The sequence below is a fragment of the Psychrobacter sp. TB15 genome (assembly GCF_000511655.1).
Classification (GTDB): Bacteria; Pseudomonadota; Gammaproteobacteria; order Pseudomonadales; family Moraxellaceae; genus Psychrobacter; species Psychrobacter submarinus.
This window is the reverse complement of sequence record NZ_AYXN01000002.1, coordinates 64,737-87,284: the sequence shown is the minus strand read 5'-3', so window position 1 is coordinate 87,284 and position 22,548 is coordinate 64,737. Positions and strand designations below refer to the sequence as shown.

Here is a 22,548-nt window from a genome sequence, read left to right as displayed (position 1 = left end):
CTTAGATTAACACATGAAGTGCAATACCAAATGCAAGGTGAAAAAAAGACCTAGATGCGCTAGCATCAAAGTTTTTATCCACCGACCAAAGTGAGATTGCAACCATGAGCTATACACATCTAAGCCTAGGTGAACGATACCAGATTTATGCCCTTAAAGGGGCAAAACATAGTATTAATTTTATAGCGAGGGTGTTAAACAGAAGTCCCAGTACCATATCAAGAGAGCTTAGGCGTAATAAAAGCCTACGAGGTTACCGAGCAAAGCATGCTAATAACAAGGCTTGTGACAGACGGGCTAACAACGCCACAACTATTGTGACTGACCTCTGGGCATGGGTGACAGACAAGCTTAAAGAGAACTGGAGTCCTGAGCAAATATCTGGCGTTCATGCTGGTATCAGTCATATGAGCATTTATCGCTATATTTGGCGTGATAAGAGGCAGGGCGGTACATTGTGGCAGTGTCTCAGACGTAAAGGAAAACCATACCGGCAGCGTCTAACCGCTGAGACTCGAGGCCGTATCAATGACAGAGTCTCGATTCATGAGCGCCCTTGTATTGTTGAAGAACGCTCACGTATTGGAGATTGGGAAGCGGATACCGTTATCGGTCAGCATCACAAGCAAGCGATTGTCACGCTCGTTGAACGTAAAACGGGGCTGCTGAAGATGAAGCGTGTGGGTCATAAAACAGCACAGCAAGTATCAGAGGCAATGATAGAACTCTTAGCGCCAGTGAGGTTGCAGGTTAAGACCATTACCTCTGACAATGGTAAAGAGTTTGCTCAGCATAAGAAGGTGAAACAAAAGCTCTTTAGCCCTTTCTTCTTTGCCGATGCTTATGCGTCATGGCAGCGAGGAACCAACGAGAATACCAATGGCCTTATCAGAGAGTACTTGCCTAAGGGTTGTGACTTTAGACAAGTCTCTGATAATGAAATACAGGACATTGAGAACAAACTAAACAACAGACCAAGAAAACGATTAGGGTTTAAGACGCCTATGCAGGCGTTCTATAATATTAATTAGCGTTGCACTTGGTGTGTTAATCTAAGTTATTATTCAAAAAGGTTCAGCGGCGCTAAAAGATATTTTGATGTTATTTATTTATCTAGAGCTGCTTGCTATGATTGGCATTTATTTTAAGACCCATCGCTTACCTGTACAGTTTTTAATCTTTATTGCCATAACAGCACTGTCACGACATCTAGTAGTAGATGTTCAAGCGGTATCTGACTACTTTCACTTGTGGCTACTCGCAACGATTTCTGTAGTGATAATCTTACTAAGTGCCTCGATAGTTGTACTCACATGGACAGCCCGAACCTATGGTCGACCAGAGGATAATTTGGATAGTGCTCACGTTAATTCTACTACAAAAGCGTTACTACCTGACAACGCTCAGGCACCTAAGAGCAACACGAAGCATCGCCGTGAATAGAGAAGTAATTGCCACAGTTAGACCATAAGAACAGTTAGACCATAAGAAAGGACGGAGTTCTGTGCAATACAGAACTCCGTCCTTGATATAAAATTAGCTCGTCTAAGATTTGTATGGCTTTACAGCCATTTTACCTTTTTAAACTTATAGTATAAGTAGCTACAAGTCGTCGCAATCAAAAATAGAATAACAAAATAAGAGTATTCCCAATGCAGCTCAGGCATAAAGTCGAAGTTCATGCCATAGAGCCCAGCGACGGCAGTCGGTACTGCCAGTATACCGGCCCAAGCAGCAAGCTTTCGCACCACCTCGTTTTGACCCATATTGACCATAGCCATATAGGTATCCATAGCTAAGCTTAGCATCTCATTGAGGCCGTTAACTGCATCTAGTGAGCGCAGCAGATGGTCATTAATATCTCGAAAGTAAGGCTTAGCAGCGTTAGGGAAGGCGGGTACTAAATCGCTTTTTTGATGATTAATGAAGAAGTTACAGATGTCTTGTACTGGCAAGATTACCGCGCGCATATGTACCAGTTGCGACTTAATCTCATAGAGGTTTTTTAGGGTGTCTTTATTAAACTCATAAGTAAAGATATTACGCTCTTGCTCGCGTAAGTAGCTGCCGAGTCTATCGGTGATGGGCAAGTAGTTATCGACAATAAAATCAAGAACAGCGTGCAAGATAAAGATAGGCCCCATTCTTAGCTTTTCGGGGCGCAGATGACAGTGCTCACGAATCGGCGCATAGGCGTTTGAGGGGCCCGTGCGGATAGTAATTAGGTAGTTTTTACCCATAAATATCGCAGTTGTGCCGTAGCGGATATAATTATCTTCAAGCTTGGCGGTACGAACGACCAAGAATACCGTATCGTTGTTATAGGCTTCGATTTTGGCACGTTGGTTGTCCGAAAACGCATCTTCTATAGCCAGCTCATGCAGATCAAAAGCGTTTTGCACTTCGGCAATGGTCTGTAAGCTTGGCTCATAAAGCCCTAACCAAATAAACTGGTTATTATTGGTCAAAGCTTTATTCACATCGCCAAGCGCCAACTGGCTGATTTGTTTACCGGTCTTACGCGAGTAGGAGTAGCAGTTGACCACTTCAGCTTCGCTTGAGACGACGATATCCTCATAACGCTCCGAGTCGGGGTCGTAGACGGTCATGGTCTCAAGCGTATCTTCTTCCGTCGCTTCTGCATCACCGTAAATATAGCTGTCGTAATCGACGAAGTTTAGCGGCGCCTCAACATTGTCAACATTGTCAGAGTAGATACGTTCGATATTAGAATCTGGGGCGATACGTATCGTCTGGAGTGACGGCTCATCATCACGGTGCATACACGCTCTTCCTCGTCGTTAAAGCCTAGCCGTTAAAGATTAGTCGTTAAAATTAAATCTTTATATAAAAGTATTTTTATCACATAGGACTTGCCGCATCTTAGACAGTGCAGGGGATGCAAATGTGCGAGACACCTAATATCACTAGTCAAATATTGAGACCTAAATTTCAAGCGGCAGGCTATAAAGCATAACGCTTTAAGGTGTCGATATCGACAAGCGTCAGTAAGCTCTCATGACAAGCTTCAAGCTTAATAGGCGGCGCGATATCGAAGTCCAATGCTTCAACCCAGCGTAGTGCACAGATACACCAGTAGTCACCGGGCTTTAAACCAGCAAAATTATACTCAGGTAAAGGGGTGATGAGGTCATTACCGCGACTCGATGAAAAGTTCAAAAATTCGCTAGTCATCTTAGCGCAAACTGTATGTTGGCCAACATCTTGGTTGCCAGTATGACAAAAACCGTTACGATAATAACCGGTGATAGGATCAAAGCAGCAGCTAGCCAGTGCAGTGCCTAGTACATTGGTTTGATTGATCTCGGGGTTAGGATGATAATCTGTGGACATAAAAATTCCAAAAAAAATATGAGTTAGTGTAACACGGGTCTAGCGCATAGAGATAAGCCAAAAACGGCTACTTTGTTAGCAAATGATTATTGACGCTCCACTGCGCTTACCTCTACCAGGGGAGTCTTAGCGTTTTTTAAGGACTGCTGTCTATAGCTGTTGAAAAGTGCTGAGTAATTGGTAGCCATTGCTAGTGATTACTCAGAATTGTGACTAGTCGAATCTTAACGGCTATGCTAAACTAAATCCTCAAGTGCTGTGAGCATTTCGCGTCAGTGTGTTCAAACGCTTTATGTTATATATCTAATATAGTATGTCAAATGTTTGAAGTGCACAGCGATAGCTTTTATCACCCTCGTCTATTTATTATCATAATTAAAAACGACTATACTTAAATCGGTCAACTATATAACGATCTAGATTTTGCATGACCTAAACTGAAAAATATTTGGTATTGAGATGACCTAGTTGCTTTATACGGATTGGGTCAGTGATAGTGCGTGCTAAAAATACAAACCGCTCATAAACTTATCGTATCGCGTTTGCGCGATAAGCCAAACAAGGATTTATTGTGTCTGTCAGTTCTGATTCTACTAGTTTTGCTCACTCCTCTTCGGCGACTCAGCAGAGTACCCAAACGACACCTACAGGGGCTAATAATGGCCTATCTTACTTAAGTAATCATGCCGCTGAAGTGGCGAATAATTGGCTACTACCGGATGGGGTTGGCGATGTACTGTTTTCTGCGGCCCAAAAACAAGAAGTGCTGCGTTATCAGCTCATCCAGCAGCTGATCGCTCATGGCTATCAGCCAGTCAGTCCTCCTTTGATTGAATATACCGAGTCATTATTGAGTGAGGCCTCAGAGGATCTTAAGCGGCAGACATTCAAGATTATCGATCAGTTGACCGGACGCTTGATGGGTCTGCGCGCCGATATCACGCCGCAGATTCTACGTATCGACGCGCATCACGGTAAAGGCATAGCGCGCTATTGTTACGTGGGTCATGTCATCCATACGCTGCCCTCAGGATTATTTGGCTCACGTACACCGCTGCAGTTGGGCGCTGAGATCTTTGGCTATGATGATCTAAAGGCCGATATTGAGCTTATAGATGTATTATTTACTATGGTCAATGGCTTGAATCTGAAAGCAAGTCTCCATATCGATTTAGGTCACGTGGCGATATTTAAACGCTTAGCTGAGCTGGCACAGTTATCTACCAGTGATACCGTCCAGCTGATGACGCTGTATGCTAATAAAAACCTACCAGAGCTTAAGCGTATAAGTACAGCTCTGCCGATGGGGGACGATTTTTATGCGTTAGCGCGCTATGGTCATGATATGACGGAACTGCTGGCGAAGCTATCTGCTACGGCTAAGCAAGATACCAAGATTGCGCAAGCAGTCGACGAATTACAACGCTTGAGTACACATCTGCAGCAGCAATGGCAGTGCGATGTCAGTATCGATGTCACCGAACTATCAGGTTATCATTATCACACGGGTATCGTCTTTAACGGTTATATCAATAGTGAGACCCAGCCACTAGTGCGCGGCGGTCGCTTCGATGGTATGCAAAGTCAGAACAGTCAACTGACCGATGCTCAAGCGCCGCGTGCCGCGACTGGGTTTAGTATGGATGTCAGCCGATTGCTGGCACATATTGAGCTTGCTGCGCCAGCGGTAGTCATTGTTGATTATACTGACATGACTGAGGCCGATAGTGCGCGCAAACAAGCGCTACAACAGCAAATCGAAAAATGGCGCCAGCAAGGGTACCGGGTTATAGTGCCTTTGAGCGAAGATGACTGTCCAGCTGATGTTACCCATCGTTTAAGCCTAGCTGATGAGAGCTGGCAATTAATTAATATCAATTAATCAGTACAGTACCGAAATATATAGTGGCGGGGTAACGCGCCCTAACACTGAATTCAATATCTGATTCAATCCATAGCTAAGTCTGATAACTCGCTTAGCTGTTTAATTTAATAGTCGTTTATTAACCTACTCAAATACATTACTGTAAGGATCTATCATGGGTAAGAATGTCGTAGTTTTAGGAAGCCAATGGGGCGATGAAGGTAAAGGCAAAATCGTCGATTTGCTTACCGAAAAGTCCTCAGCAGTGGCGCGTTTTCAGGGCGGTCACAATGCAGGGCATACGCTAGTCGTCGATGGCAAAACTACCGTACTGCATCTCATTCCTTCTGGTATTTTGCGTGATGATGTCACTTGCTTCATCGGTAATGGTGTGGTCTTAGCTCCTGATGCTCTACTCAAAGAGATGAAGGAGCTTAAGGATAATGATGTACCAGTACGCGAGCGCCTGCGTATCTCGCCAAATTGCCCGCTTATCATGCCGTATCACGTGGCACTCGATCAAGCGCGTGAAGCCAAACGCGGTTCAGGTAAAATCGGTACCACTGGCCGCGGCATCGGTCCTGCATACGAAGACAAAGTCGCACGCCGAGCGATCAAGCTTGCTGACTTGTTCCGGGATGACTTAGAAGAAAAACTACGTAACCTTATCGAGTATCATAACTTCCAGTTGACTCAGTACTATAAAGTCGATGCGATTGACTTTGATAAGACTTATCAGCTGTGCCAACAGTGGCGCGACGAGATCAAAGGCATGGTTACTGATGTGACCGAAGATTTGAACCAGCTGCGTCTAGCGGGCAAGAACTTAATGTTTGAGGGCGCGCAAGGCACGCTACTTGATATCGATCACGGCACTTATCCGTTTGTGACCAGCTCAAGCGTAACGGCAGGCGGCGTTTCTACCGGTACGGGTATTGGTCCGTTATACTTGGACTACGTATTGGGTATCACTAAGGCTTATACCACGCGTGTTGGTAGCGGTCCATTCCCAACGGAGCTATTCGATGATGTTGGCGCGCATTTAGCCAAAGTCGGTCATGAGTTTGGCGCAACAACAGGCCGCGCCCGTCGCTGCGGTTGGTTCGATGCCGAAGCGCTACGCCGTGCGGTCGTACTAAACTCACTATCAGGTATTTGCTTGACTAAGCTTGATGTGTTGGATGGTTTAGACGAGCTTCTGATCGGTGTTGGCTATAACTTGCCTGAGACAGAATGCGCAGGCGCTCATGATGCCGAATTCTACGAAGCGGTTACGCCTAAGTATGAGACATTGCAAGGCTGGAGCGAGTCGACTGTCGGTATCACCAACTATGACGATCTACCAGAGAATGCCAAGATCTACATCAAACGTATTGAAGAGCTGATTAATTGCCCAGTTGATATCATCTCAACCGGCCCTGACCGCGAAGAGACTATCGTCCTACGTGATCCATATGATGCGTAAGCGATAAAGCGCTAGAAGTGTAATCAAATCCCAGTGTCTAAATTATACAAGGCACTGGGATTTTTTAATCAGATGAGGGTATTTACGGTTTAGCAAGACACAATCATAAATTAACCCTATCATTTATAGTGTTAATCATTATAATAGTCAGCAATCATCCACTGAGGGCAGTGTGCTCGCATTGATAACGCACTAGTTTATCCATTTATTTAGCTGAATTGGTGTGATGATCACAGATAACTTACCTCTTTATTTTACGGCTAACTCAATCCACTTTATAGGAGCTTTTCATGGCTAACGAACGTACTCTATCTATTATCAAACCTGACGCAGTTGCTGGCAATCATATCGGCGCTATCTATGATCGCTTTGAGCAAGCGGGTCTAAAAATCGTTGCTGCTAAAATGATGCAACTTGATGACGAAAAAGCGGGCGGCTTTTACGCTGAGCACGCTGAGCGTCCATTCTACAACGACCTAAAGTCATTCATGACCTCAGGCCCAGTATTAGTATCAGTATTAGAAGGCGAGAACGCTATCGCTAAGCACCGCGAAATCATGGGCGCAACTAACCCAGCTGATGCAGACAAAGGTACTATCCGTGCAGATTTTGCTAGCAGCATCGACGAAAACGCCGTTCATGGTTCAGATTCTGCTCAGTCCGCTGAGCGTGAAATCAGCTACTTCTTCAATGATAATGAAGTGTGTGCTCGTACTCGCTAATTCATACTTTTTTATAAGTATGGACGAGTATTGAGGCGTTGCTGTTAATAGGTTATGTTGGGGTTTAGTATTTATAACTACCAGCAGTTGACTGCTAGTCAGCCTATAGTCATTTATTCAATAGTAGCGCAAGACGGCTTATACTCAGTAGGGTGTAAGCCGTTTCTACTATCAGCTACTCACTTCATAGTCTAAGCGTTGAACGTTGAAATAACCTAGGATTACCCTAATATTCAGTATAGCGTTACGATTATCGGATTATCGTAAGTCTCATTGTTATGCAAATAACTACTATACCAATCTAATCTAACTATAAAAGCGCTCAAGTAACTTTCTAGGGCTCATAGCGTTAGCAATCCCTTATCAGCATCTCATTATCAGTGACCAAATAAAACGAGAGCTGATATAATAACGCTCATAATGGATTGCTCATGCTCCACAATATTGCACAAGCTTTTTAGCTCAGGCAAAAAGGTATTTATTATGTCCATGGTACAAACATCCACTCCGTCAGCTGACACTCAGAGTAAGACTAATCTCTTGGGTATGACCCAAGAGCAGCTTGCCGATTACTTCAAAAGTATTGGCGAGAAGCCTTTTCGCGCCACCCAAGTGATTAAGTGGATATACCAACACGGCGTCACTGACTTTGAGCAGATGACCAATCTGAGTAAATCGCTGCGAGAAAAGTTAGCGCAGCACGCTTGCGTCACTGCGCCCAAGGTTATTCATCGTCAATATAGCGATGATGGCACCCGTAAGTGGGTGTTCGAGGTCACTGGTGGCTCACTGGTTGAGACCGTGCTGATACCTGCTGACGATAGTAAAGTCGATGGACGTAAGACTCTGTGTATCTCATCACAAGTGGGCTGCGCGCTTGATTGCAGCTTTTGTAGTACTGGTAAGCAAGGCTTTGAGCGCGACCTCTCCGCCGCTGAGATCTTAGGTCAGCTATGGGTTGCGAATGCCTCTTATATGAGCGACGAGAATGACAGCTTAGAGCATGTCGATCATAGTCTTTGGGAGAATAAAGTCACTAACGTCGTTATGATGGGCATGGGCGAACCTTTATTAAACTATAAGCCTGTAGTTGGCTCGATGGAGCTTATGCTTAGCGATCATGCTTATGGCTTATCTAAGCGCCGGGTGACGCTCTCAACCTCAGGTGTTGTGCCAAAGATGTATCAATTAGCGCAAGATATCGATGTCGCTTTAGCTATCTCGTTGCATGCGCCTAATGATGAGCTACGTAATGAGCTGGTACCTATTAATAAAAAGTATCCGCTAGCAGAGCTGATGGCCGCTGCTCGTAACTATGTGTTCGACGCTAATCCGCGCCACAAAAAACACGTCACTATCGAGTATGTGATGTTAGATGGCGTCAATGATAGTGATGTACACGCGCGCCAGCTAGTCGCGCTGTTAGGCGATTTACCAAGCAAAATTAACTTAATACCTTTTAATCCGTTCCCGCACGCCGATTATGGTAAATCGAGCAATAACCGTATTCATGCTTTTAGTGATATTTTGAGCCAAGCGGGTTTTGTCTGTACCATTCGTCAAACTCGCGGCGATGATATCGATGCCGCTTGTGGTCAGCTCGTCGGGCAAGTGGCCGATCGTACGCGCCGCTCAGAGAAGTGGCAGCAAAGCATCAAAGATAGAAGCGCGCAAGCCGTTACTATTAAAGATAGCCGCTTTAAGCGCGATGCCAAGGCCTAAACGAATTCCTCAACAAAGTCCCAAACAGAGTCTCAGTACAGTGACAAAGTGACAGGGCGAAAACAATGTAATATAAGTGCAATAAGCCTTAACAAATAGCGTGAGTAATTATTGAGCCCTTAAGGTAGATAAGAGGTAGACTAACGGTTTTTATCGGTATAAAGTCATATAAATTCAATAGCTAAGTACTTATTACAAGGTACTAAGTTATAAGATGCTCAGGGATTAATATGATGTTAGTAAAACCAAGGATTTAGGGGCTATGAGTGATGATAAAATTTCTAAATCAAGGCGTTCGTCTATGACTATCAAACCATATACCTCGCATAATCCGCCAACCGCTTTGACGAAGCTCATTAAGCTTACTAAAGCCCGAGTAATGATGAGTGGCTTGTCAGCTTTGTTACTAGCAGGCTGTCAAAGCACAACCGATCCTGACTTGACAGGTAGTACCCGTTATCAGGGGTCTGCGCCAGTAAGTAATAATAAAAACCTGAATAAACAAGAGATTGCTCGCGTTCGCACCTCACTTGCTGCCCAGTATATCCGTAAAAACGAGCTTGATGCCGCCCAGCGTCAACTCGAAAAAGCTTTCGCTGCTAATAGCCGATACGCGCCAGCCTATGATATGATGGGCGTTTTACTGCAGCAAGAAGGCAGCCGTCTTAATCTTGAAAAGGCGGATGCGTACTTCAAAAAAGCGATTGCGCTTGACGGCGACTTTGAACAGGCCCGTAATAATTACGGAGTTTATCTGTCGCAGATGAAGCGCTATAGTGAGGCGGCTCAGCAGTTTGAAATTGCAGGCTCCGCATTAGGTTATGAAGGCCGTATTAGTGCTCTAGAGAATCTAGGACGCACTTATTTACAGCTGAATGATAGTGCTGCTGCGGCAAAAGCATTTTTGCGCGCTTTAGATGGCAATCGCAATAGCTTAGTGGCTCATATCGAGCTGGTTGATTTATTATTGGCCCAAAACCGCGTACAGCAAGCGCAGCGCTTGTATGATGAGACGCTCATATTGGTTCAAGGGCAGGGCATCAGTCCGCGTCTGCTACTGCAAGGAATCAAATTGGCCGAAGCGCAAGGCGATAGCAACCAGCGTCAACAGTTATCGCGTCAATTATTATCCGCTTATCCGTTAAGTGATGAAGCAAAACAACTCAAGACTTGGCTTAACAATCCAGAGGCACCATGGCAATGACCGAACCATCACTAAATACCCAACTCAATGCGCAAAACTCATTTGGTGCCATGCTGCAACAAGCTCGCAATACTCAACAAATCAGCTTGGAGACGGCAGCCGCTGAGCTGTTTATTCTAAAGCGTCACTTGCAAGCGCTTGAAAACGAGAATTTCTCTGAGCTACCGCAAGTCGCTTTTGCACGCGGTTTTGCGATTAACTATGCTAAATACTTACGCCTAGATCCTAATACGGTCGCAAGTGCCTTTGATGCTGCTTACCCTAATGAGCTAAAAGACCGCTCAGCGAATAACACCGAATCTTTATTACAGCCGATGGGGACGCTACAGCGCGATACGAGTAGCCGTATTCGTATCAACCCCTTATTAATAATCGGAGTTATTGTACTTATTGTTTTGGCTTTCTTTTTGTTTCGTATGGTGAGTAACGCTAGCCGCGATAGCGAAACAGCTGCGCCTGTGATTGATGATATCACGGCTACAGAACAAGCTCAGGGCGCAGCAGTAGTGACTGACGACGATAGTATTGGTGCTTCAGGCTCAGCGCTGAATCTAGGCGATGATAGTCAAAGCAATGCTACATTAGAAGTTAAGTTGACCGATGCTGTCGATGTCAATATTGCTGATGCATCAGGCAATAGTTTGATGAATGGCGAGCAGACCAGAGGGAATTATACCTTAATAGGAGTGCCGCCGTTTAGTATTCAGATCGATGACGTCGATAATGCCAGTTTAGTGCTTGATCAACAAGCAGTGGCGCTTGAGCAGTATACGACCGGCAATCGCGCTATATTTGAGCTTGCACCATAAGAGTATAGCTCTTAATATTTAGAAATATTCTATATACTTTAAGTAAAGGATTTTGTATGTCTACATCAACGCCTATTCATCGCCGCCCTACCAAAAAAATACATGTCGGTAGCGTAGCAATTGGCGGCGATGCACCGATCAGTGTGCAAAGTATGACCAATACTGATACTTGTGATGTGGCAGCTACAGTCGCGCAAATTCAGCGCTGCGTGGAGGCGGGCGCGGATATGATGCGCGTATCGACTCCAACGATGGATACCGTCAAAGCCTTTAGTGAGATTCGTAAGCAGGTCAGCGTACCGCTTATCGCCGATGTGCATTTTGATCATAAAATTGCATTGGCCGTCGCTGAAGCTGGCGCTGATTGCTTGCGTATTAACCCAGGTAATATCGGTAGTGACGCTAAGGTGCGTGAAGTTGTAGCCTGTGCCAGACATCATAATATTCCGATTCGCATTGGCGTCAATGCCGGCTCTTTAGAAAAAGAAATTCAGCGTAAGTACACGGAACCAACCGGCGAGGCGATGCTTGAGTCTGCCATGCGTCATATCGATATTCTTGAGCGTCTCAATTTCGATCAGTATAAAGTCTCAGTCAAAGCCAGCAATGTGTTTTTGACGATGGATGCCTATCGTTTGATATCAGCGCAGATAGATAATCCGCTACATCTAGGAGTGACAGAAGCGGGCGTCTATCGTACTGGTGCGGTCAAGTCGGCTATTGCTCTGGGCGGGCTGTTACTCGATGGTATTGGCGATACTATTCGTATCTCTTTAGCGGCTGAGCCTGAAGAGGAGATCAAAATTGGCTTTGATATTCTAAAGTCACTAAATATCCGCTCTAACGGTGTAAACTTCATCGCTTGCCCAAGCTGCTCGCGTCAAGAGTTTGATGTCATTAAGGTGATGACGGCATTAGAGTCGCGCTTAGAAGATATTCGTGAACCGATGAACTTATCGGTGATTGGCTGTAAAGTAAATGGCCCAGGTGAGGCTAAGGAGGCCGATATCGGTATCGTCGGCGCCGCGCCTAAGTCTTTGGTCTACCGGATGGGCGACAAGAGTCATCTCATCGATACCAATAACTTAGTGGACGAAATCGAAGATATGGTACGAGCCCACGCCGCAGAGCTTGCTAAGTCACGCGAAAATGAAATTATTCGCGTCGGCTAGTGCTTCATAAAACAGACATTTCAAAATAAAAAACAATCGCAATAGAGTTTGAGGGTATAACCGCACCATGATTAAAGCTATTAAAGGGTTCAATGATATTTTGCCACAGCAATCGGCAAAGTGGTTACGCCTAGAAGCCGTTTTACAAAATGTACTGAGCCGTTATGGCTACGAGAATATCCGCTTACCTATTGTTGAGCAGACCGATCTGTTTGCTCGTGCTATCGGCGGCGCAACTGACATTGTCGAAAAAGAGATGTATAGTTTTGCCGATAAGTCAGAGCCGCCAACGCCTCTAACTTTGCGCCCTGAAGGCACGGCAGGCGCGGTACGCGCGGTTATCGAGCATAACTTACTGCGCGGCGATACGCCCAAACTTTGGTACATCGGCCCGATGTTTCGCTATGAGCGCCCGCAAAAGGGGCGTTATCGTCAGTTCCATCAGCTTGGAGTCGAGAGCTTCGGTAGTGCTTTGCCCGATGCGGATGCTGAGCTGATTGCGATGACGGATCTTATGTGGCAAGAGCTTGGCCTCAAAAACGAGATGCGCCTACAGCTCAATAGCTTAGGCGAGAGTGATGAGCGTCGTGCTTATCGTGATGCTCTAGTGCGTTATTTGACCGATAAGCAAGAGCAGCTCGATGAAGACAGTAAGCGCCGCTTAACGACCAATCCGCTACGGATTTTGGATAGCAAAGACGCGAGTACGCAAGCGTTATTGAATGATGCGCCAAAGCTCGCTGACTTTTTGGGTACGGAAAGTATGGCGCACTTTGAGCAAGTACAGGCGTATTTGACAGAGCTTGGCATCGATTTTGAGATTAACCCGCATCTAGTGCGTGGTCTTGATTATTATAACAAGACCGTCTTTGAGTGGGTGACTGACAAGCTAGGCAGCCAAGCTACGGTTTGTGCTGGCGGCCGCTACGACGGTCTAATTGGCCAGTTAAAATCAATGGACAATAAAGGCAAAGTCCAAGAGAGCAAGCCAGTAACGTCTGAGCCTGCTGTTGGTTTTGCTATGGGTCTTGAGCGCTTGTTATTATTGATAGAAGCGGTTGCGCCTTTTACAGAAGACTCTGCATGTGATGTCTTTATTGCCGCGCATCCTGAAGTATATAGCGCTGGTATCGCTTACGCGCAAAATCTGCGCTATAAGCGCCCAGATCTGCGTGTAAAAATGGCGAGCGCGACTAGCCTGAAAGCGCAAATGAAAAAAGCGGATAAGTCAGGCGCTGCGCTAACAGTGATTATCGCGCAGCAAGAGCTGGATCAGCAAATGATTAGTATCAAAGATATGCAAAATGGTGAGCAAAAAAACGTGCCTCAAGATTGGTTGGCGGATAGCGCTAACTTTTTGGGTCAGTAGTCTTAGCTCAGATATTAACAAGCAACCATTTCTCATAAAGTATTCATTATAAACTTCATCAGGTAAATACCCATGGCTTTGAATCCTAGTTCGCCAAACTCAGACAATTCGATGCAAGCGCTAAAACAGTATGGTGGCAATATTGTCACTATTATATTGTTAGCGTTGGCTGGCTATTTTGGTTGGACTTATTGGCAAAATAACCATGCCCGTGTGGATACGGTAGCTGCCGACCAGTATGCAGATATTCAGCTGTTAAACGAGCAAGTCAGCTTGGCGGCGCAAAACCCAGATTTAGAAGACGATGCTTTAGCAGCACTGAGCGAAAGCCGCGAGCAGCTAAGTGATGATATCGATAGCTTAGTCAGCGCTCACGGTGATTCAGTATACGCTTGGCAAGCACTAATGATGAAAGCGCGGATGCAAGTAGATAATGATGATTTTACAGGCGCGGCAGCAAGCCTCAAGCAAGCCTTAGCTATCGATTTAGATGATGCAGGGCTCAAAGCTATTACACGTCTGCGTTACGCGCAGGTGTTATTAGCCAATGATGAGCTAGAAGCGGCATTATCTGAAGCTAAAAGCGATGTGCCCATCTCCTTTGAAGCAAGCCAGCAAGAGCTACTAGGTGATATTTACCAAGCGCAAAATGATAAAGAGGCGGCGATTAATGCTTATAATAATGCTTGGAATCTAATCAGCGAGCGTAATGAAGAGCGCGCAGTACTGGCGCTAAAAATGGAGAGCTTAGGTATCTACCCTGAGCCCATCAAAGCTCAAGACAGTCTTATCCAGCAGCCAGCAGCACCGCAAGGATTGACGGTAGATAATACCGTAATGATGGATAATGACAGTGATGCTATCAATGAAAACAATAATAGCAACGAGCCTGAATAATCGACGCAGTAAGTCAGTCATATCCTTTGCGCTGTAGAGACTTCTAAAACTCAGTGTTAACCCGAACTAGTTTTAACCCTAATTATAGTAGTGGCTGTGCAATAAAGACTGATATTATCTTTAGCTATAGCTTCTTATTGACCGTTAATTTTTTGTAGTGAGAATACAATGACCCGATCTGTTCGTGCAAGCCAGACTATAAAAAGCAATACCCTAAAAAAGACTGCTATGCAAGTGGCAGTAGTGGCTTTGATGGCTACCGCTGCTGCGGGCTGTAATCGCGGTATAAAACCGGAGGTTAACGATCCTGTCAAGCTGGTACAAATTGCGCAGCCAATCAGTGTTTTGCAGCCCGTGTTCAGTATTAATGCTGGCAAGAACGCCAGCAAAAAAGATCCGTTAGACCTACAAGTCGGCTATGAAAATGGTCAGATGGTCGTTGCCGGTCGCGGCGGTGATCTAACCGGTTATGATAGTAATGGTCAGCGCTTATGGTCGTTCAATGTCGGTGAAGAGATTACTGGCGGGGTCGCTTTAGATGCCTTTAGTCAGACCGCTGTGGTCAGTACTCGCGGTGGCCGGATTATAGCGCTCGATAGTAGTACTGGCGCTAAACGCTGGCAAAAACAGCTGTCAGGATCGGTATTGACGCCGGCACTGATTACCAATAACCGCGTTATCTTATCGGCGAATGATGGTTTTTTGCATGGGTTATCGCTACAAAGCGGGCAGTCAGTCTGGCAGTTTGCCACTAGTCTTCCTGCTATCAGCGTTCGCGGTGCTGCTGCGCCAACTTTGCTAGATGATACAACCGCTTTGATTGCCACCGCTGATGGCCGTCTGCACGCAATCACCTTAGATAACGGTTTGCCAAAATGGTCACGCCGTATCGGTATCGGCACCGGCAGCAGTGAAGTTGAGCGTATGAGCGATGTCGATGGTCAACCTGTCATTGATAATAATCAGCTATTTGCTATTAGCTATAGCGGTCAGCTGTTAGCTATCGATTTGGCTTCAAGAGAGGTCATGTTTGTCAAAGAGCTTGCTAGTCTTAAGTCGCTTGCGGTCAATAGCCAGCAAGTCGTTGCGACAAGCTTAGAGGGCAAAGTGGTGGCTTATGATCGTCGCACCGGTGAAGTGTTATGGGAGAGCGAGGAGCTTGCTTATCGTAAGCTTACCAATCCAGTAATGATTGGGGATTATATTGCGGTCGGCGACTTGGATGGTATTGTCCACTTGTTTGATCCAGCGACAGGGACTATTGTGAGCCGGGTTGAAACCAAAGGCGCGCTGAGTAGCTTACAAGTGGATGGCTCGCGCTTAATGACGCAAAGTAAAAGCGGTCAAGTAGCGATATGGCAGCTACCAAGATAAGTCTTTGCTAACTGATTTGAGTCATTATAGGCTAGGGCGTGTTGAACATTCGACCATGGCACTGACAGCGACTATTTTTTAGGCGATTCGATGTTAAAAATAATAAGTTTAGTCATTCTAAGCGCTTATTTTTAACGATGAAGCGGCAAAAAAGAGTCCTGTCCCTGTTGTTGTCGTGAGGGCTGATGCTAAAATTGCCCCATACTGCGTTACAAATCTCGCTAAGGCATCTGCATTATCGTCGCTTTGTGCCTTGTCTGGAACAATTTTAGCAATCAGCAGTGCCTATTTGCGAATGTTCAACACGCCCTAATATAAACTAAGCAATAATACCTTACTCCTCATAAACGCTGCTCGTTCAGCGTTTAGTGCTTTTTATTGAAGCTGGTTTAAACCTTGTTTAAAGCTGCGATTTGACGTACTCTTGCGCCCTATTATTTATTGCGGCCGAAACGCGACAGTAAGCCAAGCACTGAGTGGTTTGCAGATTAGAGTCGTTAAGGTTATTGTTAACCGAGTTATTGTATTTTATTTATTATCATTATTTATTTAAGTCTAAGATAGTGGCCAGCCTATTGCTGCTATTATCTGCTAATGACTATTATCGAGAGTAACCCATGAGTATCAAGCCTGTAGTGGCTTTAATCGGTCGCCCAAACGTAGGTAAATCTACCTTATTTAACCAATTCACCAAAAGTCGCCAAGCTTTGGTCGCTGACTTGTCAGGACTGACTCGTGATCGCCAATACGGCGATGCGGTGTATGAAAATAAAGCTTTTATTGTCGTAGATACCGGCGGTATTGGTGAGGCGGATGATGGCAGTGGTAACATTGATGACTATATGTCTGAGCAGTCGCATACGGCTATTCATGAGGCTGATATTATCGTCTTCGTCGTTGATGCTAGAGCAGGTATGATTGGCGCTGACGCCGAGATTGGCAAATTCTTACATACTTTAGGAAAGCCGGTCTACGTGGTCGCCAATAAAGTCGATGGCGTGCATGATGCTGCACCGGCAGAGTTTTATGCTTTGGGCTTAGGCGAGCCTTTCCCTATGGCGGCCAGTCATGGACGCGGAGTCGGTAACTTGTTAGAGGTCATTACTGCTGACATGCCAGAGCAAGATACCCTACAAGAGCCAGATGGTCTGAAGCTGGCAATTATTGGTCGTCCTAACGTCGGTAAATCGACGCTGGTCAATAGACTGCTCGGTGAGGATAGAGTAGTGGTCTATGATATGCCAGGCACCACGCGCGACAGTATTTATATCCCTTATCAGCGCGATGGCAAAAACTATGTCCTTATCGATACTGCTGGCGTGCGTCGCCGCGGTAGAATCGATGAGAAAGTAGAGAAGTTCTCTGTCATCAAGACCTTGCAAGCGATCGAAGACTCAAACGTCACAGTGATTGTCATTGACGCGCAAGAAGGCATCGTTGACCAAGATCTACATATGATAGGGTATGCTCTTGATGCTGGCCGCGCGTTGGTAGTTGCGATTAACAAGTGGGATGGCTTAAGTGTCGAGCAAAAGGACTATATTAAGATTGAGATGGATCGCCGCTTTAGCTTCATTCCTTATGTCAAAGTGCATCTAATATCAGCGCTGCATGGTACAGGTGTCGGCAATCTTTATCCCTCTATCTTAAAAGCTTATAAATCCTCGATGTTTGAAGTGTCAACCAACCGTTTAACACAGATACTGCAAGATGCGGTTGCCGCTAATCCGCCGCCTACCGTATCAGGTCGCCGTATCAAGCTGCGTTATGCTCACATAGGTGGACATAATCCGCCGGTAATTGTAATTCACGGTAATCAGACGGGCTCGTTACCCAAAAGCTATCAGCGCTATTTAGAAAACCAGTTTCGCCAAGTGTTCAAGCTTGAAGGCACACCTCTCAACGTCGTCTTTAAGCTCAACGAAAACCCTTATGCCAACAAGAGCGACACGCCTACCAAAGCTAAAGCCCAACAGCTTAAACAACGAGAGCGTAATCGTGCGCATAAGTACACCTCGCGCGACAAAAAAAGTGATAAAAGAAAGAGTAACAAGCGTTAATCATTGCTGATAGCTGATAGCTGATAGCTGATAGCTGATAGCTGATAGCTAGAAGCTTGGTAATAAACAAAAGGCGCTCGTTAAGGCAAGGAGTCATTCGTATTCCTTGCCTTTTTATTTTATGATAGAGCGTATGACAGATTGATAACCGTGCGCTGTATCGTCAGCGCTTAGATCTCTAAGCTCTTTTGACTCAAGTGAGTAATATGAGTAACCCCTCCTCAGTAACTGTTTCTTCCCTTATTCGGCGCACGGTTTTTCAAGCCGTGTTGCTGATTGCTATCGTGATGTCCTTTTTGTCTTTTTATTATGGCTTTGTGCAGCACTATAAGCAGCAACGTCTGCAAGTACAGCAGTTATCAGAGCTACTCGTCAATAGCGCCTCGACTGTAGACGGTGCAAGCCTAGTGGCACAGCAAGTTGATATCTTGCTAGCCGGCGACCCTACGCTTAGCAGTATCGTGTTTTACTCTTCTGACTCACCTGTATTAGCGCTCGATAAAATCGATATCGAGCAGCAAAACCGTGATTGGTATAATGCTTGGTTTGCCGATAGTATGAGCTTTAATGAGCCAGTGACCAGTCGCTATCTGAGCACGAGTAGCTACTATCAGCCCTCAGCGACAAACAGTGGCATAGATACTAGTACTAGCGATGGGGTAAACAGTGGCAGCGTAGTAGAGAGTAGTCCTCTAGGAGCGCAAGACGTCTTGATTGGGTATCTTAATATCACTTTAGATATCCATAAACTACGAAGCGAATGGTTGTATCAAAACGCTTGGCTATTATTTATTATTATTGGCGCGACAATCATCAGTATGTTGCTGCTGCTGCGCCGTTTAACTTGGGTCGCCGATAGTGCGACGGAATTAGCCAAAGTGTGTCAGATCGTTGTCAGTAACCCAGACGCCGAGCAGCTACCGGTAATCCAGCAACGCTTGAGCTTTAAAGAAACTAGAGATATGAGGCTGGCATTGGCGAGTTTATTTAATCGCTCAAAAGTGCTGGAAGATAAGCTTCGTTCTCTAGCAGCCTATGAGCAGCAGTTACATAATAAAGACCTGTCTCTCAACACGCAGCGCAATAGTTTTCAGAGTATGATTACTCATGAGCTTAAAACCTCGCTGAATGCTATCGCGGGCGGCTTACAGCTATTAGAGAGCCAGTATGCTAGTGCTGAGCAAAAAGATTCGTTATCCATTATTCATAAAGGCAGTCAGCGTTTAGAGGCAACGATTGAGCAAATCATTCAGCTCAATAGAATAGAAAAAGGTCAGATGAGTATTCATGTGACTGAGTTTAATCCCTTGCAGCTATTATCAGACTTGTTTACTGAGTTTGAGGAAGTGGCAAAACAAAAGGAACTTGAGCTGACTAGCCGCATTCATCACATTGATTATAAGCTTAAAGGCGATGCCGATAAAATTAAGCAGATACTGACCACTTTGCTTGAAAACGCTATTAAATTCACCGACAGTGGTGAGATCAGCGTTGAGTCGCAGCTGACGCATTTTAATACTAGTGTGCGCTGGGAGATTAAGGTGAAAGATACAGGGATCGGTATTGATAATAAGTATTTTGAGGATATTTTCACGCCGTTTTTTCAGGTCGATCCTAGTGGTACTCGGCACTATGAAGGTGTAGGCCTGGGCTTGCCGGTGCTATCACAGATTGTACAGCTACTTGGAGGGTCCATCGACGTTGCAAGTGAGCCCAATGTAGGTAGTCAATTTACCGTGATTCTCCCGCTACAAAGCGTTTATCAAAGTCAGTCGCGCTATTCGCAAAAGCCATTCGCCGGGTTAAGTATCCTTTGTTACTATAATGAGGATATAGGAGTGTTAGCTGAGCAGCTACGCGGCTTTGGTGCGACAGTCAGTGCCAAGCAGCATGAATTATCAGTCCTACAAAAACTCAGTAAGACTCAAGTAGATATGGTGATGATCACCCAAGAGGTGCTACCAGAAAAGGCAATACAAATGGCGCGGCTGATACGCGCTGAAGAAAGTCGCTACCGAGTATTAATTATTTATTGGTATCCGCCGCACAAGCAAGATAATTTAGATAATTTTGAATACTCACTGAAAGCTGCAGGGGTAGACTTCTGCTATCCGGCTACTGAGAACAGTAAAACACTCTATAAGTTGATAAAAAAAGACGCTAGCTACTGATTTTCAAAGGCTAAGTTTTTTAAAAGCTAAGCCGATAAAGTCTGGCCTTTGAAAAGAGTATAGCGTCTATTTTCTTTATCGTTTTTTATCGTTTTTTATCGTTTTTTGATATTACAGTCAAGTCAATACTTGACTAAGATTCCATATAGTCCGCCGTTACAGATTAAAATAAGTTCTGTGCCCAGCGTACTACATGTTGCCACATACGACTAAAAAATCCAGATTGTTCTACATCATTAGTAGCAATAATAGGGGTCGAAGCTACGGCCTTGCCTTCAATGACTGCCATCATTTTACCGACTTCTTGGCCTTTAGTGATAGGCGCCTCTAAACTCTCTGGAATATCAACCACGGTGGTGATTTTATTTTTTTGTGTTTTAGTCGTTAGTATTTTTAGGTTGTCTGCGGTTGCAAGCTCAATCTCTTCTGCTTCACCGAACCAGACAGGTATCTTGCTGACGAATTGACCCGCCGGGGCTTTGGTGACGGTAGTAAAATGACCATAGCCCCAATTGAGTAACTCGCGCGACTGATCAGCTCGATCTTGTGCACTCTTAGTACCCATGATTACTGATATTAGACGCATATCATCACGCTCGCTTGATGCAACTAAGCAGTAACCGGCTGCATTGGTATGACCGGTCTTTAGACCATCGACAGTAGGGTCTGTAGCGAGTAAGGCGTTACGGTTGCCTTGGGTGATGCCATTATAAGTAAACTCTTTTTCAGCATACAGATCATAGTATTCGCCGCTATTTTTTATGATAGCGCGGGCAAGCTTAGCTAAATCTAGTGCAGAAGCCTCATGACCTTCATCTGGCATACCAGTGGAGTTCATGAAGTTGGTATTTTCCATACCTAGTTTTTGCGCTTGCTCATTCATCAAAATCGCAAACGAAGATTCACTACCCGCAATGTGCTCGGCCATAGCCTTTGAGGCATCATTACCCGATTGAATAATGATTCCGCGCAGCATATCGATAACGCTGGCTGTTTGATTCACCGGCACATACATACAAGACTGGCTGCTACTGCCGCGGCACCAAGCATTTTCACTCATCAGCACTTGCTCATCTTCGCTCAAGTCGCCTGAAGCCAGACGCTGCTCAATGATGTAACTGGTCATCATTTTGGTCAATGAAGCGGGAGGCAATGGCTGGTTGGCGTTTTTCTGTGCCAATATCTCGCCGGTGTTGTAATCCATCAATACGTAAGCGGTATTGTCCATGGTCGGTGGTTGGATGGCGGCATTGGCGGCTACTGCACCGATTGAAACACTAACACCGATTACTAATTGTACAAGCTGTTGTTTTACACGCTTAACTGTCATAAATTATTACACCACATCATAAAACCAAAAGTATCTATCGTAAATGAACCGCAAAACCGTCTGCAAGCTGCTTTGAATAGACATTAAATGAACCCTTATCATAACCATACAGTGAGTATAGAGCACAAAATCTAGTATGATAAGGGCGATAAAACAAAGAATATGGGCTTGTTTAGGAAGTGCTAAAAAAGCTATATCAGAGCTATCATAGCGCCATAACCCGCTTAGCGATAGCAGTGATAGCGACTGCTGCTTGCAAGAATAATCGAAAAACCTATAAGCGGCAATAGTAGATAGCGGTATTGATTAAATTTATCAGGTTTAGTCAATAAGGCTTTAGTATTGCCGAGACTTTATGAGGCTAAAAACAGCTTCTTGTCTACAAGCCTAAAAAAGCAGTCAGCTATAAAACAACAAAAGCTTGCAGCGCGTCTCAAAAGTTGAGAGTAGCGCCGACAAGCTTTTTTGAGTAATCGCCAATTGGGTAGTCATTGATCAAGTTGCTAAAAACATAAATCGTCATCAGTACGATGCAATATCTATCTCAAAGTATTTGAATGATAAAGACATTAATAAGGGGCATCAGCTAAATCTTGGCAAAGTGCTTTGTTTTCACTTTTTGAAAACCCCATCGTCCAACTGCGAATACCTTGTAGGATTTGACGGTAGTCTTGCTGAGTAGATAAATATTGAATAGCAGCTTTAGGGTCTTCTAATGTAGGCATCAGCTCTTGAAGCTGTACGTTATAAGACTTATAAAAGCGCTGTTTTTGCTGACCATTGAGCATCGAGGGGCAGATCTCAGATAGTACTTGCATAACCGCAATTTCATGCTTGGTAATATTCATGCCAGACATATCAAGAGGAATAGTAGTGGCTACATTATCGGCTGCTTGGCTAACTTGGGACAACATCGCAGCGGACATGATGAGACTGGCAATGCCAACTTTAGAAGCCATTTTTTTGGCAACAAAAAGAGTAGAGAATATCAATTTATTAGTCATCCGGTATCACGCTCGCTTAACATTATTGAGT

At 44.9% G+C, this 22,548-nt stretch carries 17 protein-coding genes and 1 pseudogene; 14 read left to right on the top strand and 4 right to left on the bottom strand.

Features of this window, described 5'->3' with window-relative positions:
- Positions 1-104 precede the first annotated feature (104 nt).
- Together W234_RS0100600 and W234_RS13550 are read left to right on the top strand one after the other, a co-directional pair.
- Entirely contained in the window at positions 105-1,031 is a 927-nt protein-coding gene (locus W234_RS0100600) for an IS30 family transposase (protein ID WP_025643743.1), read from the top strand.
- A gap of 52 nt (positions 1,032-1,083) precedes the next feature.
- A pseudogene (locus tag W234_RS13550) lies at positions 1,084-1,443 on the top strand (phosphate-starvation-inducible protein PsiE); the annotation flags it as partial.
- Positions 1,444-1,562: 119 nt separating this feature from the next.
- Here the strand turns inward: W234_RS13550 and corA are convergent.
- Positions 1,563-2,783 (bottom strand): magnesium/cobalt transporter CorA, encoded by a 1,221-nt coding sequence (gene corA / locus W234_RS0100590; RefSeq protein ID WP_025643742.1) that lies wholly within the window; start codon positions 2,781-2,783, stop codon positions 1,563-1,565.
- Positions 2,784-2,964: 181 nt separating this feature from the next.
- Positions 2,965-3,354 carry a DUF2237 family protein gene (locus tag W234_RS0100585; protein WP_025643740.1) on the bottom strand — a complete coding sequence of 130 codons (390 nt, stop codon included), beginning with the start codon at positions 3,352-3,354 and terminating at the stop codon, positions 2,965-2,967.
- A gap of 571 nt (positions 3,355-3,925) precedes the next feature.
- Here W234_RS0100585 and W234_RS0100580 point away from each other — a divergent pair.
- The 12 genes from W234_RS0100580 (at position 3,926) to W234_RS0100525 (ending at position 20,183) form a co-directional block, all read left to right on the top strand.
- Positions 3,926-5,236 carry an ATP phosphoribosyltransferase regulatory subunit gene (locus tag W234_RS0100580; RefSeq protein WP_025643738.1) on the top strand — a complete coding sequence of 437 codons (1,311 nt, stop codon included), beginning with the start codon at positions 3,926-3,928 and terminating at the stop codon, positions 5,234-5,236.
- A 157-nt stretch (positions 5,237-5,393) separates the two neighbouring features.
- Complete coding sequence (locus W234_RS0100575; protein WP_025643736.1) at positions 5,394-6,683, top strand: adenylosuccinate synthase; 1,290 nt, start codon at positions 5,394-5,396, stop codon at positions 6,681-6,683.
- A gap of 290 nt (positions 6,684-6,973) precedes the next feature.
- Positions 6,974-7,405, top strand: a complete 432-nt coding sequence (gene ndk / locus W234_RS0100570) for a nucleoside-diphosphate kinase (RefSeq protein ID WP_025643734.1) — start codon at positions 6,974-6,976, stop codon at positions 7,403-7,405.
- A gap of 483 nt (positions 7,406-7,888) precedes the next feature.
- Positions 7,889-9,127 (top strand): 23S rRNA (adenine(2503)-C(2))-methyltransferase RlmN, encoded by a 1,239-nt coding sequence (gene rlmN, locus W234_RS0100565; protein WP_025643732.1) that lies wholly within the window; start codon positions 7,889-7,891, stop codon positions 9,125-9,127.
- 301 nt (positions 9,128-9,428) lie between these two features.
- A complete protein-coding gene (pilW, locus tag W234_RS0100560; protein ID WP_025643731.1) occupies positions 9,429-10,331 on the top strand; it encodes a type IV pilus biogenesis/stability protein PilW in 903 nt (300 codons plus the stop codon).
- Positions 10,328-11,140, top strand: a complete 813-nt coding sequence (locus W234_RS0100555; protein ID WP_025643729.1) for a helix-turn-helix domain-containing protein — start codon at positions 10,328-10,330, stop codon at positions 11,138-11,140. Before pilW ends, W234_RS0100555 begins: the two co-directional genes overlap by 4 nt.
- Before the next feature lie 56 nt (positions 11,141-11,196).
- Positions 11,197-12,312 carry a flavodoxin-dependent (E)-4-hydroxy-3-methylbut-2-enyl-diphosphate synthase gene (ispG, locus tag W234_RS0100550; protein WP_025643727.1) on the top strand — a complete coding sequence of 372 codons (1,116 nt, stop codon included), beginning with the start codon at positions 11,197-11,199 and terminating at the stop codon, positions 12,310-12,312.
- Between the two features lie 67 nt (positions 12,313-12,379).
- Entirely contained in the window at positions 12,380-13,681 is a 1,302-nt protein-coding gene (gene hisS / locus W234_RS0100545) for a histidine--tRNA ligase (RefSeq protein WP_025643725.1), read from the top strand.
- 72 nt (positions 13,682-13,753) lie between these two features.
- Positions 13,754-14,578, top strand: a complete 825-nt coding sequence (locus tag W234_RS0100540; RefSeq protein WP_025643724.1) for a YfgM family protein — start codon at positions 13,754-13,756, stop codon at positions 14,576-14,578.
- Between the two features lie 168 nt (positions 14,579-14,746).
- On the top strand, positions 14,747-15,952 hold the full coding sequence (gene bamB, locus W234_RS0100535; protein WP_025643722.1) for an outer membrane protein assembly factor BamB: 1,206 nt from the start codon (positions 14,747-14,749) through the stop codon (positions 15,950-15,952).
- Between the two features lie 617 nt (positions 15,953-16,569).
- The gene (der, locus tag W234_RS0100530) at positions 16,570-18,012 is read left to right on the top strand and encodes a ribosome biogenesis GTPase Der (RefSeq protein WP_025643717.1); all 1,443 of its coding nucleotides are present in this window, start codon (positions 16,570-16,572) and stop codon (positions 18,010-18,012) included.
- Positions 18,013-18,218: 206 nt separating this feature from the next.
- Complete coding sequence (locus W234_RS0100525; RefSeq protein ID WP_025643716.1) at positions 18,219-20,183, top strand: sensor histidine kinase; 1,965 nt, start codon at positions 18,219-18,221, stop codon at positions 20,181-20,183.
- Positions 20,184-20,346: 163 nt separating this feature from the next.
- Here the strand turns inward: W234_RS0100525 and W234_RS0100520 are convergent, their stop codons facing one another.
- Both W234_RS0100520 and W234_RS0100510 read right to left on the bottom strand, forming a co-directional pair.
- Positions 20,347-21,513, bottom strand: coding sequence for a D-alanyl-D-alanine carboxypeptidase family protein (locus tag W234_RS0100520; protein WP_025643715.1), 1,167 nt, complete (start codon positions 21,511-21,513; stop codon positions 20,347-20,349).
- A gap of 569 nt (positions 21,514-22,082) precedes the next feature.
- Entirely contained in the window at positions 22,083-22,517 is a 435-nt protein-coding gene (locus W234_RS0100510) for an MCR_0457 family protein (protein ID WP_025643714.1), read from the bottom strand.
- Between the last annotated feature and the right edge of the window lie 31 nt (positions 22,518-22,548).

What these genes read in the sequence shown, in the direction of transcription:
- W234_RS0100600 (WP_025643743.1), top strand. Translation starts at nt 105, where the DNA reads ATGAGCTATACACATCTAAGCCTAGGTGAACGATACCAGATTTATGCC.
- corA (WP_025643742.1), bottom strand. Translation starts at nt 2,783, where the DNA reads ATGCACCGTGATGATGAGCCGTCACTCCAGACGATACGTATCGCCCCA.
- W234_RS0100585 (WP_025643740.1), bottom strand. Translation starts at nt 3,354, where the DNA reads ATGTCCACAGATTATCATCCTAACCCCGAGATCAATCAAACCAATGTA.
- W234_RS0100575 (WP_025643736.1), top strand. Translation starts at nt 5,394, where the DNA reads ATGGGTAAGAATGTCGTAGTTTTAGGAAGCCAATGGGGCGATGAAGGT.
- ndk (WP_025643734.1), top strand. Translation starts at nt 6,974, where the DNA reads ATGGCTAACGAACGTACTCTATCTATTATCAAACCTGACGCAGTTGCT.
- rlmN (WP_025643732.1), top strand. Translation starts at nt 7,889, where the DNA reads ATGTCCATGGTACAAACATCCACTCCGTCAGCTGACACTCAGAGTAAG.
- pilW (WP_025643731.1), top strand. Translation starts at nt 9,429, where the DNA reads ATGACTATCAAACCATATACCTCGCATAATCCGCCAACCGCTTTGACG.
- W234_RS0100555 (WP_025643729.1), top strand. Translation starts at nt 10,328, where the DNA reads ATGACCGAACCATCACTAAATACCCAACTCAATGCGCAAAACTCATTT.
- ispG (WP_025643727.1), top strand. Translation starts at nt 11,197, where the DNA reads ATGTCTACATCAACGCCTATTCATCGCCGCCCTACCAAAAAAATACAT.
- hisS (WP_025643725.1), top strand. Translation starts at nt 12,380, where the DNA reads ATGATTAAAGCTATTAAAGGGTTCAATGATATTTTGCCACAGCAATCG.
- W234_RS0100540 (WP_025643724.1), top strand. Translation starts at nt 13,754, where the DNA reads ATGGCTTTGAATCCTAGTTCGCCAAACTCAGACAATTCGATGCAAGCG.
- bamB (WP_025643722.1), top strand. Translation starts at nt 14,747, where the DNA reads ATGACCCGATCTGTTCGTGCAAGCCAGACTATAAAAAGCAATACCCTA.
- der (WP_025643717.1), top strand. Translation starts at nt 16,570, where the DNA reads ATGAGTATCAAGCCTGTAGTGGCTTTAATCGGTCGCCCAAACGTAGGT.
- W234_RS0100525 (WP_025643716.1), top strand. Translation starts at nt 18,219, where the DNA reads ATGAGTAACCCCTCCTCAGTAACTGTTTCTTCCCTTATTCGGCGCACG.
- W234_RS0100520 (WP_025643715.1), bottom strand. Translation starts at nt 21,513, where the DNA reads ATGACAGTTAAGCGTGTAAAACAACAGCTTGTACAATTAGTAATCGGT.
- W234_RS0100510 (WP_025643714.1), bottom strand. Translation starts at nt 22,517, where the DNA reads ATGACTAATAAATTGATATTCTCTACTCTTTTTGTTGCCAAAAAAATG.